The sequence below is a fragment of the Oceanibacterium hippocampi genome (assembly GCF_900172325.1).
Taxonomy (GTDB): domain Bacteria; phylum Pseudomonadota; class Alphaproteobacteria; order Sneathiellales; family Sneathiellaceae; genus Oceanibacterium; species Oceanibacterium hippocampi.
Genome location: NZ_FWFR01000006.1, coordinates 1 through 17,508, shown reverse-complemented (window position 1 = coordinate 17,508; position 17,508 = coordinate 1). Strand labels below are relative to the sequence as shown.

The window sequence follows — 17,508 nt, the reverse complement described above, 5'->3', positions numbered from 1 at the left end:
GCTGTTGATGCTGCGACAGGTCGAGCTAGTCGATCGTGTTCTCGCATACGATCCGGACGCCGACGAGGATCTGCTCCACCGCGCCTACGTGTTCACTGTCAGGGCCCATGGAAGCCAGCTGCGCGATTCCGGGGACCCGTATTTCTCCCATCCCATCGAAGTCGCCGGCATCCTGACCGGCCTCAAGCTCGATACCGCGACCATCGTCACCGCGCTGCTCCACGATACGATCGAGGACACGGTCGCGACGCGCGAGGAAGTCGCCGCGAAATTCGGCGAGGAAGTCGCGACCCTGGTCGACGGCGTCACCAAGCTGTCGCAGCTCGAACTGCAATCCGACCGGACCAAGCAGGCGGAGAATTTCCGCAAGCTGCTGATCGCGATGTCGAACGACATTCGCGTCCTGCTGGTCAAGCTGGCCGACCGGCTGCACAACATGCGCACGCTGCATTTCATCGAGCGCCCGGAGAAGCGGCACCGGATCGCGCTCGAGACGATGGAGATCTATGCGCCGCTGGCCGAGCGGATCGGCATGCAGAGCATGAAGGACGAGCTCGAGGACCTGGCCTTCGCGGAGCTCAATCCGGACGCCCGCGCGTCGGTGCAGAAGCGTCTGAGCTATCTGCGCGAGGAAGGCGCCGACGTCGTCAGCCGGATCAGCCAGCAGCTTACCGAGACCCTCGCCCGATACGGCGTCAAGGCGATCGTCAACGGGCGCGAGAAGCGGCCGTTCTCGATCTGGCGCAAGATGGAGCGGAAGAACGTCTCCTTCGAGCAGCTCTCCGACATCATCGCCTTCCGGGTGATCGTCGCCAATATCGCGGAATGCTACCAGGCGCTCGGCGTCTTCCATTCCCACTTCAAGATGGTCCCGGATCGCTTCAAGGACTACATCTCGACGCCGAAGCGGAACGGCTACCAGTCGCTGCATACCTCGGTCATCGGGCCGGAGAAGCAGCGCATCGAGATCCAGATCCGCAGCCAGGCAATGCACGAGATCGCCGAACTCGGCGTCGCCGCCCACTGGCAGTACAAGCAGGGGGTCGAGACCGGCGAGGGCAGGGATTATCGCTGGCTGCGCGAACTGCTGGAGATCCTCGAGCATGCCTCGGACCCGGAGGAATTCCTCGAGCACACCAAGCTCTCCATGTTCCAGGACCAGGTCTTCTGCTTCACCCCGAAGGGCGACCTGATCGCCCTTCCGGCCGGGGCGACGCCGGTCGATTTCGCCTATGCCGTTCATACCGGGGTCGGCGACACCTGCGTGGGTGCCAAGGTCAACCAGCGCATGACGCCGCTCCGCACCATCCTGCGCAACGGCGACCAGGTCGAGATCCTGCGCTCCAAGAACCAGACGCCATCGCCGACCTGGGAGAACTTCGTCGTCAGCGGCAAGGCGCGGTCGGCGATCCGGCGCTTCACCCGCAACCGCCAGCGGGTCGAATATCACGAGCTCGGCAAGGCGATCGCCGAGAAGATCCTCCGCGAGGCCGGCCAGACCCTGACCGAGCGCGCGATCCAGGAGGCGGTCCGCTTCTTCAAGTGCGACAAGTCCGACGACCTCTATGTCGCGCTGGGCGAGGGCACGCTGACGCCGCGCCAGGTCAAGGACGTGCTGTTTCCGGAGGCGGCGAAACCGGACGACAACGTGGTCCCGCTCGCCCGCGCGCGGACCGACCGCAAGAGCAAGCACCGCCACTCGGTGCCCATTCGCGGCCTCATTCCCGGCATGGCCGTGCATTTCGCCGGTTGCTGCCACCCATTGCCGGGCGACCGCATCGTCGGCATCGTCAGCACCGGGCGCGGCGTCACCGTCCATACCATCGAATGCGAGACGCTGGAGCAATATGCCGAGACCCCGGAACGCTGGCTCGACGTCTCGTGGAGCCCCGACAGCAGCCCCGAGGACTACCACATCGGGCGGATCACGACGGTCATCGCGAACGAGCCCGGCGCGCTCTCCAGCCTGACCACGGTGATTGCCAAGAACGGCGGCAATATCAACAATCTCAAGATCACCAGCCGGTCGCTGGAATTCTTCGAGATGATCATCGATATACAGGTCCGCGACGTGCGGCATCTGACCAACATCATCGCCGCGCTACGTGCCGACCCGGTCGTCAGCTCCGTCGACCGGGCCAGCGGCTAGGACATTCAGCAGACATTCGGATCCGCCATGACGCATGAAGAGGTACTTTCGGAATTCCGCGACGCCGGGGCGCTTCTGGAGGGGCACTTCCTGCTCACTTCGGGCCGTCACAGTCCGCTTTACCTGCAATGCGCCCGCGTCATGATGTCGCCGGATCGCGGCGGGCGGCTGTGTCGGGCGCTGGCCGCGATGGTGCGGGCGGAACTGGGTGACGATGCGGTCGATATCGTCGTCGCGCCGGCCATGGGCGGCGTCATCGTCGGTTACGAGCTGGCCCGCCATCTGGGCCTGGATTCGATCTTTGCCGAACGGGTGGAGGGACGTTTCGCGCTCCGCCGCGGCTTCACGCTGGCGCCGGGCGCCCGGGTCTTGGTCGTCGAGGACGTGGTCACCACCGGCAAGTCGAGCCTCGAATGCTTCGACTGCATCCGCGCCGCCGGCGGCGAGGTGGTCGCCGAGGCGTCCCTGATCGACCGCTCCGGGGGCAGCGCGGCGCTCGGCGTGCCGCTGATTTCGCTGGCCCGGGTCGAGGTGCCGAGTTATGCGCCGGACGAGGTTCCGGCCGCGCTCGCGGCAACACCGGCGGTGAAACCAGGCAGCCGCGGGCTCGCCTGAACCGACATGTTCCGCCGCCGCCAGAATCGCCCCACCCATCACCGTCTCAGGGATTTTCTCTGGCCGACGATGGGATTCCGGCGCTTCGCGACATATGTCGCGCATCGCGTCGCGCGGATGCCGGGCACGCCGTACTCGCTGGCGGCCGGCTTCGCCTGGGGATCGGCGGTCTCCTTCACCCCCTTCGTGGGCCTGCACTTCTTTCTCGCCGCGCTCGGCGCCTGGGCGACCCGGGCCAATATCCTGGCCTCGGCGATCGGTACCGTGGTCGGCAATCCGTGGACCTTTCCCTTCATCTGGACCTTTCTCTACGAGGTCGGAAGCTGGCTGATCGGGCGCGACGATCCGGCGACCGCGATCGGCATCGGCGCCGCCCTGCAGCGGTTCTGGGAAGCGGCGCTCAACGGCGAGTGGGCGGTGCTGACCCATATTGCCTGGAGCATCCTGCTGCCGATGATGGTTGCCGCGGTGCCGATCGCCGTGATCGCCTGGGTCGCGACTTTTTACCCCTTGCGCTTCCTGATAGAATCGTACCAGAACGAGCGCAGGCGGCGGCGCGGCCAGGGCGCGAAGCGGCGCGGCCGTCGACGCGTGAATGCCGACGAAGCGCCAAGGCAATAGGCTGACAAGATGGCAGACAAGCTACGGTTGGGCGTCAATATCGATCATGTCGCGACGATCCGGAACGCACGCGGCGGCCGGCATCCCGATCCCGTGCGCGCCGCCGTTCAGGCCGCCTCGGCGGGAGCCGACGGCATTACCGCCCATCTGCGCGAGGATCGCCGCCATATCGGCGACGGCGATATCAGCCGCCTGATGGACGCCATCGCCCTGCCGCTCAACCTCGAGATCGCGGCGACGCCGGAGATGCTGGCGATCGCGCTTCGCCATCGCCCGCACGCCTGCTGCCTCGTGCCCGAGAAACGCGAGGAACGGACGACGGAGGGCGGCCTCGACATTGCCGGTCAGCGCGAGACGCTCGCCCCCTATATCGACCGCCTGAACGAGGCCGGGATCCGCGTTTCGCTGTTCATCGAGGCCGATCCCGTGCAGATCGAGACCGCCCGGGCGCTCGGTGCCCCGGTGATCGAGCTTCATACCGGCGCCTATTGCGATGCCGAGGGCGAGGAGCGGGCGGCGCAGCTCGACCGGCTCGTCCGCGCCGCGGCGCTGGCCGACGAGCTCGGTCTCGAATGCCATGCCGGGCATGGTCTGACCTACGAGACTGTCGCGCCCGTCGCGGCGATCCGCACCGTCGTCGAACTCAATATCGGTCATTTCCTGATCGGCGAGGCGATCTTCTCCGGTCTCGACAGCGCGATCCGCCGGATGCGCGGCCTAATGGACAAGGCGCGCGCGGACGCCGCCGGCGCGCGCAGCGCCTGAACGGGGACAGTTTCTTGATTATCGGCATCGGCAACGACATCATCGACATCCGGCGGATCGAACGGACGATCGAGCGCTTCGGCCAGCGTTTCATCGACCGCATCTTCACCGATGTCGAGATCGCCAAGTCGGAGCGCCGCCGCAACCGCATCGCTTCCTACGCCAAGCGCTTCGCTGCCAAGGAGGCCTGCTCGAAGGCGCTCGGCACCGGTTTCCGGAAAGGCGTGTTCTGGCGCGACATGGGGGTCGTCAACATGCGGTCCGGCAAGCCGACCATGCGGCTCACCAACGGCGCGCTGCGCCGGCTGGAGGAGATCACGCCGGAGGGGATGGTCGCGCAGATCGACCTGACCATCACCGACGAGCCGCCGCAGGCGCAGGCGATCGTCCTGATTTCCGCGATCCCGTCCGGCCAGGCGGCGTCCGAATGACCGGCGCCGCGCGCCCGCGCGCCTGCGCCGGGTGGCGGCCGATACCCAGAACAGACACACATAATCGGAATGAGACGGGAAGGTTGGCGTAATGCGAGCGAATACGACCGCCAAAGGCGGTTTCGGCGAAGCGGTCCGGACGATTGTCTACGCGGTCCTGATCGCGGTCGGCATCCGGACATTCCTGTTCGAACCGTTCAATATCCCCTCTGAATCGATGCTGCCGAACCTGATGGTCGGCGACTATCTGTTCGTCTCGAAATTTTCCTACGGCTACAGCCGTCATTCCCTGCCGTTCAGCCTGCCGCTCGTTCCCGGCCGGGTCTTCTTCGACCAGCCCGAGCGCGGCGACATCGCCGTCTTCAAGCTGCCGGCCGACAACAAGACCGACTATATCAAGCGCATCGTCGGCCTGCCGGGCGATCATATCCAGGTCAGGGAAGGCGTCCTCTACATCAACGACATGGCGGTCGAGAAGACCAAGATCGAGGATTTCGTCTATACCGATCCCTACGGCAACTTCCGGCGCATCCCGCAATATCGCGAGACGCTGCCGAACGGGGTCAGCTACAATGTCCTAGACATGACGCCGCGCGGCGATCTCGACAACACCGATGTCTACACGGTTCCCGAGGGCCATTTCTTCGCGATGGGCGACAACCGCGACAACAGCCAGGACAGCCGCGTGCAGCGCGCGGTCGGCTACGTGCCGGCGGTCAACCTGGTCGGCCGGGCGGAGATCATCTTCTTCTCCCATGACGGCAGCGCGGCCTTCTTCGAATTCTGGAAATGGCCCTGGGCCTGGCGTTGGAGCCGCTTCCTCGAATGGCTCCATTGACCGAAACGCCAGGGGATTTCGCCGCGCTGCAGGAAACGCTCGGGCATCGCTTCGCCGACCAGGGGCTGCTCCGCGAGGCGGTGTCGCATTCCTCGCTCCAGGGCTCGGAGAGCGGCGGCGACTACGAGCGGCTGGAGTTTCTCGGCGACCGGGTCCTCGGCCTGGTCATCACGACGCTGCTGTTCGAACGCCATCCGAGCGATCCGGCCGGCGACCTGGCGCCGCGCCTGAATGCCCTGGTCCGGCGCGAGAGCCTGGCGGCGATCGCCCTGGAAATCGGCCTCGGCCAGCATATCCGCATGGCCACCTCCGAAGCGGCGAGCGGCGGCCGGGAGAAGCCGGCCATCCTCGCCGACTGCCTGGAGGCGGTTATCGGCGCACTGTTTCTCGACGGCGGCATGGATGTCGCCCGACGCTTCATCATCGACCACTGGCAAAGCCGTCTCGAACAATCCGAGAGCACGAAGGACCCCAAGACATTGTTGCAGGAACTTGCCCATCGCCGCGGCCTCGGGCTCCCGGAATACCGGATTGTCAGTACCGAGGGACCGCCGCACGAACCGGTCTTCACCGTCGAGGTGAAGCTCGGCGAGCGCCGGCCGGCACGGGCGACCGGGCTCTCCAAGCGCAAGGCGGAACAGGCGGCGGCACAGGACCTGCTGGGGCGTATCGATCATGACTGAACCGACCGGACCCGAAGCGGAAGGCACGGCCGAAACCACGCGGGCCGGCTTCATCGCCCTGATCGGCGCGACCAATGCCGGCAAGTCGACCCTGCTCAACACCCTTGTCGGCTCGAAGATCGCGATCGTCTCGCCCAAGGTGCAGACGACCCGGACGCGCATCACCGGCATCGCGATGGCCGGGCCGGCACAACTCGTGTTCGTCGACACGCCGGGCATCTTCCAGCCCCGTCGCCGGCTCGATCGGGCAATGGTCGAGGCCGCCTGGAGCGGCGCCGCCGACGCCGACATGGTCGTCCTGCTGGTCGATTCCAAGCGCGGACTGACCGGCGACGTCCGGGAAATCGTGCGCCGTCTCGAAGGTGACAAGCGGCCGCTCGTTCTCGCCCTCAACAAGGTCGACTCGGTCAAGCGGGTGACCCTGCTCGATCTCGCGCAGCAGCTCAGCGAGATGCTTCCCTTCGAGGCCGTGTTCATGATCTCGGCGCTGACCGGCGACGGGGTCGAGGACCTGAAGGCCCATCTCGCCGCGCGCCTGCCGGCCGGCCCCTGGCTGTTCCCGGAGGACCAGCTCGCGACGGCGTCGCTCCGCCAGCTTGCCGCCGAGATCACCCGCGAACAGCTCTATACCCAGCTGCACGAGGAGCTGCCCTACGCGACGACGGTCGAGACCGAAAGCTGGAAGGACGCCGCCAAGGGCGCCGTCCGGATCGAGCAGGTCATCTATGTCGCGCGCGAGACCCAGAAGGCCATCGTCCTCGGCAAGGGCGGCTCGATGATCAAGAAGATCGGCGCCGCCGCCCGCGCCGAACTCGAAACCATACTCGACGGCCGGGTCCACCTCTTCCTGTTCGTCAAGGTCCGGCCGCGCTGGGAGGACGATCCGGAACGCTATCGCGAGATGGGCCTCGACTATTCCGACTGAACGGCTGTCGCGTTCTCAGTTGCGCGGGTCGATCGGGGTCAGGGGGCCGAGCCGGTCCTCGATCGCCTCGGCCGCGCGCAGGCAGGATTCCTCGGCAAAGCGGGCGCCGATGAGCTGGACCGCCTGCGGCAGGCCGCCGTCGGCGCCGACCGGGACAACGGCGGCGGGCAGGCCGAGCAGGTTGACGGTGATGACCAGCCGCATGCTGTCGGCGATCCCGGTGAAATCGGAACCGGCGCCGATATCGGCGCCGACGGCGAACGGTACCCGCGTCGAGATCGGCCCGAGAACGATCGGGTAGCGGACCAGGAATTGCTGCCATTCGCGGAGCAGGGTGGCCCGTTTCGCCACGCCCTGCATGTAGCCGGGGAGGTCGAGCGGGCGGCGCATGACAAGCATCTGGTCGAGCACTTCCCGCGCGCCCGGTCCGACGATGTCGCGCAGCCGCGGGTAGGTGACCTCGGCGATCTCCGCGAACAGCAGGTCCTGCCAGAGATTGGACGCCTCGGCGATCGCCGGCGGCTCCATTTCCTCGACCTCGTAGCCGGCATCGCGCAGCGCCGCGGCGGCGCGATCCAGCCCGGCCTCGACCTGTGGGTCGGCGGCGTTGCCGCCCGGCGCCCGGGTCAGGGCGACGCGGCCCGGTTCGGCCGCCGGCATGTCGTCGAGCGGGGCCGGGACCGACCACGGATCGTCGGCGCTGGCGCCGGCGGCGACCCGGTAGGCGAGGCGGACATCGGCGACCGAGCGGGCCATCGGGCCGTTGACCGCCATCAGTTGCGACATCGGCAGCGGCTCGGCGGTCTGGGTCGCGGTATAGCGCGGGTTGCGGCCGAAGGTCGGGCGGAGCGAGGCGATCCCGCAGCATTGCGCCGGGTAGCGGACCGAGCCGCCGAGATCGTTGCCGATCGCGATCGGCCCCATGCCGGTGGCGAGCGCGGCGGCGGCGCCGCCGCTCGATCCGCCGGGCGTGACGCCTGCGTTCCAGGGATTGACCGTGGCGCCCCGCAGCGCGTTGTCGGTATGCCAGCGCAGGCCGAAGTCGGGGGTGTTGGTGCGCCCGACGAAGATCGCTCCGGCGGCCCTGAGGCGCGCGATGTCCGGGCCGTCGTCCCGGGCCACCAGGTCCTTCATGGCGACGACGCCCATGGTCGTTGCCTGGCCCGCCTGGTCGATATTCTCCTTCACGGTGACCGGCACGCCATGCAGCAGGCCGAGCGGCTTGCCGGCGGCCTGCCGTTCGTCGGCGGCGTCCGCGGCGGCGAGCGCGCCGTCGCGGTCGATCACCGTGACCGCGTTCAGCGCCGGGTTGACCGCATCGATCCGCGCCAGCACCGATTCCGCCGCCTGGCGCGCCGATAGCTCGCGGTTGGCGATCCGGCCCGCCAGTTCGATCGCGCCGAGGCGCCATGCATCGTCAGACATCTCGTCCTTCCCCCTGTGGTTCGGGAAAAGCCTAGTGCCTCGGGCGGTTCGCGCAAGCGCCAGAAGGCCGCGTCCTACGACGCCGGCGGCAGATGGCCCTGCTTGACGTAGATCACGGCGCCGTGCTCGCTCCGCACGCTGTGCGCGCTGCCGTCGGGGAACCGCAGCCAGCTGCCCTTGCCGTAGGTCCCGTCCTCGTCGGCGATCGCCCCTTCGAGGACCAGCACTTCCTCGCCCCGGTCATGGACATGGCGCGGGACCTGCGCGCCCGGATCGAGGCGCACGAGGCGCATCTGCTCGATCCCGTCGGGGGCGGCATAGAGCGGCTTCACCGACCGCCCCGGCATGTTGCCCGGCTGCCAGTCGAGCGCCGCCGTGTCGATCGCGTGATGCGCCCGCCCCGGGCCGCCGAACTGGCGCAGCTTGACGAACAGCAGGCAGCCGTCGACGGAGAAGGGGGCATGCCGGAATCCTTCCGGGTTCAGCAGGTAGCTGCCGGCCGGATAGTCGCCATGTTCGTCCGAGAAGGTCCCTTCGAGGACAAGGATTTCCTCCCCGTCCGGATGTTCATGGGCGGGGAAGCGACTGCCCGGTTCGTAGCGGACCAGGGCGGTCACCCGGCCGGCCTCGGCCGGCCCCGAGAGATCGAGGCGTTTTCGCCAGACACTCGGGCTCGGGCTTGCTTGCCAGGCCATCGCCGCTGTATCCATAGCGACGCGCGCGTGGAAATCGGCGTTCAGTTCATGCGACATGGGTGTCCTTCCTGCCAGGGCGTGACCGGTGCCATTCTAGCTGCGCGATCCGGCCGGACACTCAATGTCGCACCGCGCGGCGTTCTCGCAAAGCTCCTGTGCGGCGCGCCGGGTTTTGACGATGACTGTCGAGAGGCACTGTTGGGGCGCGGAACGGGAGTTGCCGAATGATCGATCTATATTACTGGCCCACGCCGAACGGGTGGAAAATCTCCATCATGCTCGAGGAACTGGCGGCGCCCTACACGCTCAAGCCGGTCAACATCATGAAGGGCGAGCAGTTCGAGCCGGCCTTCCTCGCCATCGCGCCGAACAACCGCATGCCGGCGGTCGTCGATCATGCCCCGGCGGATGGCGGCGGCCCGCTCAGTATCTTCGAATCCGGCGCCATCCTGACCTATCTGGCGGAGAAGCACGACCGCTTCATGCCGCGTGATCTGCGCGGCAGGTACGACGTCCAGCAATGGCTGTTCTGGCAGATCGGCGGCCTCGGACCGATGTGCGGCCAGGCGCATCACTTCCGGCACTATGCCGCTGAGCAGGCGCCCTACGCGGTCAAGCGCTATACCGACGAGGTCAACCGCCTCTACGGCGTCATGGACCGTCGGCTTGCCGACCGCGAATTCCTGGCCCGCGACTACTCGATCGCCGACATGGCGTCATGGCCCTGGGTCGTGTCTTACGAGCGGCAGGGCCAGGACCTGGACGAATTCCCGAACCTGAAACGCTGGTTCGAGACCATCGCGGCGCGTCCGGCCGTCGTGAAAGGCAAGGCGCTCGCCGCCGAACTGCGTGAGCAGGGCAAGGTAACGGATCCGGAAGCGCAGAAAATCCTGTTCGGCCAGCGCGCCCGCTGACAACCCCGGCAAAGGCAATCCATGAGCGGCAAGACCAACGGGCTCACGCCCGAGACCCAGGCGGTGCAGGCGTCCTTCGGGGAGGCGGCGCCGTTCGGCGCCGTCGTGCCGCCGATCCATGTCGCGACCACCTTCGTCCGCGAGCACGACGAGAGCGGCGCCGGACCGGTCCGCTACACCCGTGACCGCAATCCCGGCTATGCGACGCCCGAGGCGGTCCTTGCCGCCCTCGAGGGGGGCGCCGAGGCGCTGCTCTTCGCCTCCGGCATGGCGGCGGCGGCGGTGATCCGCGCGGTTCCGTCCGGCAGCCGGATCGCCGTGCCGCACCGGATGTACTGGGGCTTCCGCGCCTTTCTCGAGCGCGAGGCGGCGGACCGTGGCCTGACCCTCGATTACTACGAGAATGACGACATCGCCTCGCTCGAGGCGGCGCTGCATCCGGGCGCGACCCGGCTGCTCTGGATCGAGACGCCGGCCAACCCGACCTGGGAGGTGACCGACATCGCCCGCGCCGCCGAGCTTGGCCACCAGGCCGGTGCGCAGGTCGCCGTCGATTCCACGGTCGCGACCCCGGTCATCACGCGGCCGCTGGAACTCGGCGCCGATATCGTCATGCACTCGGCGACAAAGTACCTGAACGGCCATTCCGACGTGCTGGCGGGTGCGCTGGTCTGCCGGGCGGCCGACGATTTCTGGCGGACCATCCGGGAACGCCGGGGCGGCGACGGCGCGGTGCTCGGCCCGTTCGAAAGCTGGCTGCTGCTCCGTGGCATGCGCACGCTGTTTCTCCGGGTCCGGCAGGCAAGCGCCAATGCCGCCGAGATCGCCGGCCATTTCCGCAACCACCCGGCGGTCGCGGCGGTGCTGTACCCGGGCCTGCCCGATCACCCCGGGCATGCGGTCGCCAGCCGGCAGATGCGCGACGGGCTCTATGGCGGCATGCTCAGTATCCGGCTCGCCGGCGGCGAGGCGGCGGCGCGGTCCTTCGCGGCCAGGCTCGGGCTGTTCGCCGAGGCCACCTCGCTCGGCGGCGTCGAGAGCCTCGCCGAACATCGGCGGAGCGTCGAGGGGCCGAATTCGCCGGTGCCGGCCGACCTGGTCCGGCTCTCCATCGGTGTCGAGGATGTCCGCGACCTGATCGCCGATATCGACCGCACCCTTGCCAGTCTCTGAGAGTCACGGCCGATGAACGAGAAGCTGCTTGAACGTGAACCGGTTCGCCGGGTCGCCGCAGTGCTTGCCGCCGCCGGGGCGGGTGAGGTGCTGACGCTCGCCGAAACCGCGCGGACCGCCGCCGACGCGGCCCGCAGTCTGGATTGCCCGCAGGGCGCCATCGTCAAGTCGCTGGTCTTCGCCGCCGGCGAGCAGGCCCTGATGGCGCTCGTTTCCGGCGACCGGCAATGCGACACGAAGGCGCTGAGGCGCGGCCTCGGGCTCGAGGCCAGGGTCGGACGGGCCGATGCCGATTTCGTCCGCCAGGCAACCGGCTACACGATCGGCGGGGTGTCGCCGGTCGGGCTTGCGACCGCGATGCCGCTCGCCATCGATGCCGGGCTGGCGCGCTTCGAGACGATCTACGCCGCCGCCGGCCATCCCCATTGCGTGTTCGCCATCGACTTCGCCGGTCTCTGCCGGCTCACCGGCGGCATCGTGCTCGACGACATCGGTAGCGACGCCGGCAAATAGGCATGTCCGGCGCGCTCGATACAGTTTGAAGCAAAATTGCCTAATATCCGGAAAGAAAATGTTTACCAAATTCGCTCCACCATACGTCATAGATAGGGAGCAGGCGTAACGGCTGCATGACCGCAGCGTCGGACGACCCTCCCGCCGAAGACGATGGAGGTTGATATGACGCCTGTTGCACGCAGCGATATCAGGAACCGGGAGAAGGCGGCCCTGCGGGGCGAGCCGACCGCCCAGTTCGACCTGGGCCTGATGTATTCAACCGGCCAGGGAGTGCCGGTCGATATGATCACCGCCCACAAATGGTTCAACATCGCGGCCATGGCCGGTTTCCGGGAGGCTCGCGAACTGCGTTCCGAGCTCGCCCGCGACATGACGCCGCGCGAGATCGCCGAGGCCCAGCGCCTGGCGCGGGAATGGTATCTGTCGCACTGACGGCCATGCCGTCGAGTCGCCCTGGCGGCCTCGCCGCCGGATCGCACTGACGGCCGCGCTCTCCGGAGGACGTCCGGACGCCGGGACAAGGGCGGACGGGCAGGCGGCGCGTCCTCCGCGCAGGCGCAATGCGGAACAACCCGGCGCATGGCCGGGCAGGCGCCCCGTAATCAGATCTTACATGGTGGTTCGCGGCCTCGTGCGAGGCGGGTTTCCGGTTCGTTCGCCGTGTCGGGACGGGATTTCCCGTGTCGGGCGATCGGCCTCGACGCCCGGCTGTGCCGGGGCCTCGTTGCCGCGCAGACGGGTGCGACCCGCCGCTCGCCGGGCACCGCCGTCCCGGCGCCTGGATGGCGCCCGGACGGAATACGGTCTCAGACCTTGGGTTCGCCGAGCGCGACGGTGATGTTTTCCCAACTGTCGCCGGTCGCGATCACGCAGGCCTGGCCGGTCGGGTTGGTGATGATGATCGTCCAGCTTCCGGTCTTCTCCGAGGCGAGCACCTCGAGAACCGTTCCGTTCGAGGCGAGCCCCATCGAGACCGGCGCTTCCTCGTACTTGGCCGACAGATGATCGAGGAACTTCGTCCGATCGTTGCACATCGGGTTGGCCGCAGCGGCGCCGCACACGAGAACGCCGGCCAGGACACCGACTGCGATACTCTTACTGAACATGGCAACCTCCATCGCCGAGAGTGGGGTGGCTTGTGCCTCACTACGCCGGGTGATCACTTATGGGCCGCCGGTTACGATCAACGACGAACCTGAGCGAGCGACTGTGACCGGGCAAGCGTCCCGCACTGACAGCACGATACGGCCAACGCGCTTAATTTAGTATTAAGCGCCGAACGTTAGCGAAACCGGCCCGGCCCGCGATTTCTCCGCGAAAGGCGCATCGCGGACGGCTTTCGGGTCTTGCGTCCCCCGGTGGGCTGGGTTATTTGCAGGGGGCGCGAGGTGAGGTGGCCGAGTGGTCGAAGGCGGCTCCCTGCTAAGGAGTTGTACGGTCAAAAGCTGTACCGTGGGTTCGAATCCCACCCTCACCGCCACCCATTTTTCTTTTTTATATCAATGTCTTAGAAGCATTTTCTGTCGACTGAGAACCGCGCGGCTCCGCGGGGTTTCCGGGGTCCTGCTGTTTGCGGGTGTGACCGGGAGACGGTCTGCAGCGGGCCCAACCGCCGAATCCGGGATGCTGTCTCTGTCGGGCCTATCCGGTGGTACCACTCAGCCGGGGTTGAAACCCAGCTGCCGGCGCTGCTCGTCCCAGCTCAGGGGGAGGTCCTGGTGGACGAGCAGGCGCTCGGCGGTCAGGTCGACAGGATGCCGCCCGTCGAGGATAGCTTCGACGATGTCGGGCGCCAGGAATGCGAGTTTCAGGAACCGGCTGACGTAGGAGCCTGTCACCTGCTCTTCGCGCGCGATCGCACGGGCCGAGGTCGCCTCGCCGCTCTTCAGGCGGTCGAACCAGAGATGGGCCCGGGCCACCGCTTTGATCAGCGCGGCGTCCTTGTCGCGACGGGCGTGGTCTCCCTGCGGCCCGACGATGAGCTTGATCTGGCCGCCGCGCGTGCGCACCCGGGCCTGGACCAGGATGTCGTGCAGCCCCCGGTCAGCCCGGTCACCATCCTCGACGAGGAGCTCGTTCGCCATGGCGGGCAGGGATAGCGCGGCGCGCAAGCCGTCGCGCAAGATCCTCAGCCGTACGAAGTCTTCGCCGATTGCCACCTGCCGAAGGATCGGCCGCACGCGGTCAGCCCAGGCGGCCGGCGTGGCCTCCGCCAAAGCCTGGTGGAGGTTCCCGGCCTCGCGGAGTGCCTGATCGGTCTCAGCCGCGTCCAGGGAGTCGCCCAGGGCGGCCAGGAGGCGGCCGGGCTCGGAGAGCAGCTGCGTGAGCTCTTGTCGGACGATGCCCTCGATCTCCAGGGCCGGGAGGCGCCGCAAGCGCCTGCCGTTCGGCTTCTCACCGGTGATCAGGGCCTGATCGACGTAGTAGCGATAGCGCCGCCCGACTTTGGTTGTATGGGATGGGGTGAACCGGTTGCCGTCAGCATCGACAATCATGCCGGCAAGTGGGCTCGGCTCCCTGGCATTGGGTCGGGAGCGGTGACCGTTGCGGTTGCCGAGAAGCTGCTGCTGGGCGGCATCCCAGGTCTCCAGGTCGAGGATGGGCTCGTGCATGCCAGGGTAGCTCAGCTCCCGATGACGGATCCGGCCGATGTAGAGGGGATTCTTCAGGATCTGGTAGATGTTCCCGGCGAGCAGGCGGAAGCCGCCGATCGACTGGCCGCGGGGGCCGATGCGGGACTTGGAGCGCAGCCCGAGGCGCTCGGCCTCCTCGACGACCGCCCGCACCCTGCCGTGCTCCAGATAGAGCCGAAAGATCTTCCGCACCGTCTCCGCTTCCGCCTGGTTGATCACCAGCTTGCGGTCCACGGCGTCGTAGCCGAGGGGCAGCGTGCCGCCCATCCAGAGGCCCTTCTTCTTGGAGGCGGCGATCTTGTCGCGGATACGCTCGCCGGTGATCTCCCGCTCGAACTGGGCAAAGGAGAGCAGGACGTTGAGCATCAGGCGGCCCATCGAGGTCGTGGTGTTGAATTGCTGGGTGACCGAGACAAAGGAGACGCCGCAAGCGTCGAACAGCTCGGCAAGCCGGGCGAAGTCGGCCAGGGAGCGGGTCAGGCGATCGATCTTGTAGATGACGATGACGTCGATGCGCCGCTGCCGCACCTTCTCGAGAAGACGCTGCAGGGCGGGCCGCTCCGTGGTGCCCCCTGAAAAGCCGCCGTCATCGAAGCGCTCGTCGACCAGCCGCCAGCCCTCGTGGGCCTGGCTCCTGATGTAGGCGGCGCTGGCCTCGCGCTGGGCGTCCAGGGAACTGAAGTCCTGGTCCAGACCTTCCTCGGAGGACTTGCGGGTATAGATGGCGCAGCGGAGGCGCTCTCTCATGCCCCCTTCCTTCCGCCACTTGGCCGCTTGACCAGCAGGCCAAAGAAGCGCGGCCCGGACCAACGCGCACCGGTGATCGCCCGCGCGATGGCGGAGAGGGAGGCATAGGTCGCGCCGCGCCAGGCGAAACCTCCGGCCAGGACCTCGACGACATGGGTCTCGCCGTTCCACTCGCGGACCAGCCGCGTGCCCGGTCGTAGCTGCGGCGGCGGGGCCGTGGCCTGCTTGCCGTCCTGGAGGTCCTGGGCGGCCCGGGCCAGCTTGCGGCGTGCGACCGGCCGGAGCCCGCCCGCCGCCTGCGCCTGGACATGATGGGCGAGGGCGCGCAAGAGCAGGTCACGGCGAGCGTGCTTCGGGGGAGGCCTCTTGAAGGCCTTCCCCCAGCGCGTCCGCAGTGCTGGCGTGTCGAGCGCCTGCAGGGCCTCCAGCGCCTCGTCAATCGGCTTTGGCATGGGCGGCGCCGACCTCAGGCTTGCGCGGCGATGCGATAGACGCGGCCGCGGCCTTCGACCTTCTCGGACGAGACGCTCAGGCCGAGCTTCTTGTGGAGGGTGCCGCTGATCGCGCCGCGGACCGAGTGCGGCTGCCAGCCGGTGGCCTCGACGGCCTCGTCGAGGGTCACTCCGCTCTTGCGCTTGAGGAGGTCGACCAGCAGGGCCTGCTTGGTGCCAGGGCGCGGGGCGTCGTTGGCTGGCGGCTTGGCGGCCTGCGTGCGAGGCGCCTTCGCCGTGGCCTTGACCTTCGTCTTGGGGGCGTCGGCCGGCTTGGCAGCGTCGACGCCGATGGCCGCGAGACCGGCCTCGGCGATGACGAGCGTCAGGCGACTGCCATCCTTTTCCTCACGCCAGACCCCGGCGCCGGCGGCCGCGGGTCGCTCCTCGGCCAGGCCTTTCCTGATCAGGCTCTTGAGTACCGATGTCACGGCGCCCTTGTTGAGCCGAAGTGACTTGGGCGGCGGCAGGATGGCCCGATCCGCGCGCTGGGCGGCGGTCGAGAGGATGACGAGCTGGGTATCGGTGAGCCTGGGCATGGTGGCCTCCTTTGGTGTTCAGCGCCGCGGTGATCGCGGCGCTTCCACCACCCAAAGCCCCGCCGGGAGGCCGGTCAGGGGCGGGGCTACCGGTTCATCGGGCCCGGGCAGCTCTCATCCACCATGCATGCTTGCCAGACGGGCGAAGTCCAGTGCTATTCCTATGAACTGGTCTAAGAGCGAAATTGCCGCATGCCTAGAATTCGCGTTTGGACAACGTAGCCGGCGTACAGGAGCGCCCTTGGCAGCCAGGATACATTATACCCGTCAGGCTCATAACCTGAAGGTCGTAGGTTCAAATCCTACCCCCGCAACCAAATCAAAGCCCTTGCAAGTCATTGACATGCAAGGGCTTTTGCTATTTCTGAAGCCTTCCGATTCTTTCCAGAATCGCCCTGTGATATAATAAAAATGGGTCGCACAGGACTCACACAAAATCACACAGAATCACACAAATGGGCGCACCATGGAGATACACCGAACCCTAGGCGACAAAGTCCGCATTTACCGCCGTGTTGACGGCGGGACATGGCACTGCTCCACCTACATGAAAGGCAAGGAGTGGCGTAAGAGCACGAAGGAGAAGAGCCTCGCCCGTGCGAAGGACGTGGCCGAGGATTGGTATCTCGAACTGTGCGCCAAGGACCGCTTCGGCGAGCTGCACACCGGCAAGACCTTTGCCGAGGCAGCGAAGAAGTTCGAGGAGGAATATGAGGCCATCACCCGAGGCCGACGCTCCCCGAAATGGGTGCAAGGCCACAAGGACCGCATCCGTCTCCATCTCCTGCCCTTCTTCGGCAAGAAGACCGTCACCCAGATCACGTCGGGCATGGTGCAGGAATATCGCGTGCATCGCATGACGGAGCCGGAGCCCGTCGATCCGCCCGAGGACAAAACCAAGAAAGACGCGGGCGGCAAGGGCAAGGCGAAAAAGAAGGCAGAGCCGAAGCCGAGGCCCTGGAAGCCGCCTGCCCGCAATACCATCCATAACGAAGTCGTCACCCTGAGCATGGTGCTCAAGACGGCCCAGCGTCATGGCTGGCTGGAGAACCTGCCCGATCTATCGGACCCCTACCGGCGGCAGAGCAAGATCGAACGCCGGCCTTGGTTCACACCCAACGAATACAAGCAGCTCTATACAGCTACGCGTGACAACGCGGCCAAACCGAAAACCAAGCGCTACAAATGGCATGCCGAGCAACTGCATGACTTTGTGCTCCTTGGAGTTCCCCCGGTTTCGTGGACAGTTAAGGGCTTGGGGATTCCAGTCTCGTTTGGGCGCTCCTTTCGTAGTTGATGGGTGACTGATAGCCGAGGGCGGAATGGCGCCTGGCGGGATTATACCAGC

Annotated in this window: 19 protein-coding genes and 1 tRNA gene; 14 read left to right on the top strand and 6 right to left on the bottom strand. The window is 67.1% G+C overall.

Going from position 1 to position 17,508, the window contains the following annotated elements; genetic code table 11:
- The first annotated feature begins 7 nt into the window (after positions 1 to 7).
- From OCH7691_RS21140 to era, 8 genes are all read left to right on the top strand, one after another.
- The gene (locus OCH7691_RS21140) at positions 8 to 2,149 is read left to right on the top strand and encodes a RelA/SpoT family protein (RefSeq protein WP_139839838.1); all 2,142 of its coding nucleotides are present in this window, start codon (positions 8 to 10) and stop codon (positions 2,147 to 2,149) included.
- 27 nt (positions 2,150 to 2,176) lie between these two features.
- Positions 2,177 to 2,764 carry an orotate phosphoribosyltransferase gene (gene pyrE, locus OCH7691_RS21135; RefSeq protein ID WP_085885609.1) on the top strand — a complete coding sequence of 196 codons (588 nt, stop codon included), beginning with the start codon at positions 2,177 to 2,179 and terminating at the stop codon, positions 2,762 to 2,764.
- Between the two features lie 6 nt (positions 2,765 to 2,770).
- Positions 2,771 to 3,385, top strand: a complete 615-nt coding sequence (locus tag OCH7691_RS21130; protein WP_085885608.1) for a DUF2062 domain-containing protein — start codon at positions 2,771 to 2,773, stop codon at positions 3,383 to 3,385.
- 9 nt (positions 3,386 to 3,394) lie between these two features.
- Positions 3,395 to 4,150, top strand: coding sequence for a pyridoxine 5'-phosphate synthase (locus OCH7691_RS21125; protein WP_085885607.1), 756 nt, complete (start codon positions 3,395 to 3,397; stop codon positions 4,148 to 4,150).
- 14 nt (positions 4,151 to 4,164) lie between these two features.
- Positions 4,165 to 4,581, top strand: a complete 417-nt coding sequence (gene acpS / locus OCH7691_RS21120; protein ID WP_085885606.1) for a holo-ACP synthase — start codon at positions 4,165 to 4,167, stop codon at positions 4,579 to 4,581.
- 91 nt (positions 4,582 to 4,672) lie between these two features.
- Positions 4,673 to 5,419 carry a signal peptidase I gene (gene lepB, locus OCH7691_RS21115; protein WP_085885605.1) on the top strand — a complete coding sequence of 249 codons (747 nt, stop codon included), beginning with the start codon at positions 4,673 to 4,675 and terminating at the stop codon, positions 5,417 to 5,419.
- Complete coding sequence (gene rnc / locus OCH7691_RS21110; RefSeq protein WP_085885604.1) at positions 5,407 to 6,102, top strand: ribonuclease III; 696 nt, start codon at positions 5,407 to 5,409, stop codon at positions 6,100 to 6,102. Before lepB ends, rnc begins: the two co-directional genes overlap by 13 nt.
- Entirely contained in the window at positions 6,095 to 7,027 is a 933-nt protein-coding gene (gene era / locus OCH7691_RS21105) for a GTPase Era (RefSeq protein ID WP_085885603.1), read from the top strand. Before rnc ends, era begins: the two co-directional genes overlap by 8 nt.
- 15 nt (positions 7,028 to 7,042) lie before the next feature.
- Here the strand turns inward: era and OCH7691_RS21100 are convergent, their stop codons facing one another.
- Entirely contained in the window at positions 7,043 to 8,452 is a 1,410-nt protein-coding gene (locus OCH7691_RS21100; RefSeq protein ID WP_085885602.1) for an amidase, read from the bottom strand.
- A gap of 74 nt (positions 8,453 to 8,526) precedes the next feature.
- The gene (locus OCH7691_RS21095; protein ID WP_085885601.1) at positions 8,527 to 9,204 is read right to left on the bottom strand and encodes a cupin domain-containing protein; all 678 of its coding nucleotides are present in this window, start codon (positions 9,202 to 9,204) and stop codon (positions 8,527 to 8,529) included.
- 167 nt (positions 9,205 to 9,371) lie between these two features.
- On the opposite strand from OCH7691_RS21095, the gene OCH7691_RS21090 reads away from it, so the two are divergent.
- The 4 genes from OCH7691_RS21090 to OCH7691_RS21075 all read left to right on the top strand — a co-directional run bounded on the left by OCH7691_RS21090 (position 9,372) and on the right by OCH7691_RS21075 (position 12,182).
- Positions 9,372 to 10,061 carry a glutathione S-transferase N-terminal domain-containing protein gene (locus OCH7691_RS21090; protein WP_085885600.1) on the top strand — a complete coding sequence of 230 codons (690 nt, stop codon included), beginning with the start codon at positions 9,372 to 9,374 and terminating at the stop codon, positions 10,059 to 10,061.
- Positions 10,062 to 10,082: 21 nt separating this feature from the next.
- Positions 10,083 to 11,234, top strand: coding sequence for a trans-sulfuration enzyme family protein (locus tag OCH7691_RS21085; protein ID WP_085885599.1), 1,152 nt, complete (start codon positions 10,083 to 10,085; stop codon positions 11,232 to 11,234).
- 12 nt (positions 11,235 to 11,246) lie between these two features.
- Positions 11,247 to 11,747, top strand: a complete 501-nt coding sequence (locus tag OCH7691_RS21080; protein WP_085885598.1) for a YbaK/EbsC family protein — start codon at positions 11,247 to 11,249, stop codon at positions 11,745 to 11,747.
- Positions 11,748 to 11,912: 165 nt separating this feature from the next.
- The gene (locus tag OCH7691_RS21075) at positions 11,913 to 12,182 is read left to right on the top strand and encodes a tetratricopeptide repeat protein (protein WP_085885717.1); all 270 of its coding nucleotides are present in this window, start codon (positions 11,913 to 11,915) and stop codon (positions 12,180 to 12,182) included.
- Between the two features lie 374 nt (positions 12,183 to 12,556).
- Here the strand turns inward: OCH7691_RS21075 and OCH7691_RS21070 are convergent, their stop codons facing one another.
- A complete protein-coding gene (locus OCH7691_RS21070) occupies positions 12,557 to 12,856 on the bottom strand; it encodes a hypothetical protein (protein WP_139839837.1) in 300 nt (99 codons plus the stop codon).
- A 281-nt stretch (positions 12,857 to 13,137) separates the two neighbouring features.
- Here OCH7691_RS21070 and OCH7691_RS21065 point away from each other — a divergent pair.
- Positions 13,138 to 13,230 (top strand) — tRNA-Ser (locus OCH7691_RS21065).
- Between the two features lie 178 nt (positions 13,231 to 13,408).
- Here the strand turns inward: OCH7691_RS21065 and OCH7691_RS21060 are convergent.
- Genes OCH7691_RS21060 through OCH7691_RS21050 form a run of 3 tightly spaced genes read right to left on the bottom strand, consistent with a single transcriptional unit; the run spans position 13,409 to position 16,160 of the window.
- Positions 13,409 to 15,130, bottom strand: coding sequence for a recombinase family protein (locus OCH7691_RS21060; protein WP_085885596.1), 1,722 nt, complete (start codon positions 15,128 to 15,130; stop codon positions 13,409 to 13,411).
- A complete protein-coding gene (locus OCH7691_RS21055) occupies positions 15,127 to 15,582 on the bottom strand; it encodes a DUF2924 domain-containing protein (RefSeq protein ID WP_085885595.1) in 456 nt (151 codons plus the stop codon). Before OCH7691_RS21055 ends, OCH7691_RS21060 begins: the two co-directional genes overlap by 4 nt.
- A gap of 14 nt (positions 15,583 to 15,596) precedes the next feature.
- Positions 15,597 to 16,160, bottom strand: coding sequence for a DUF3489 domain-containing protein (locus tag OCH7691_RS21050; RefSeq protein WP_085885594.1), 564 nt, complete (start codon positions 16,158 to 16,160; stop codon positions 15,597 to 15,599).
- A gap of 547 nt (positions 16,161 to 16,707) precedes the next feature.
- Here OCH7691_RS21050 and OCH7691_RS23840 point away from each other — a divergent pair.
- Positions 16,708 to 17,457: a tyrosine-type recombinase/integrase gene (locus tag OCH7691_RS23840; protein WP_217808187.1), complete on the top strand. Its 750-nt coding sequence runs from the start codon at positions 16,708 to 16,710 to the stop codon at positions 17,455 to 17,457.
- Positions 17,458 to 17,508: the final 51 nt, after the last annotated feature.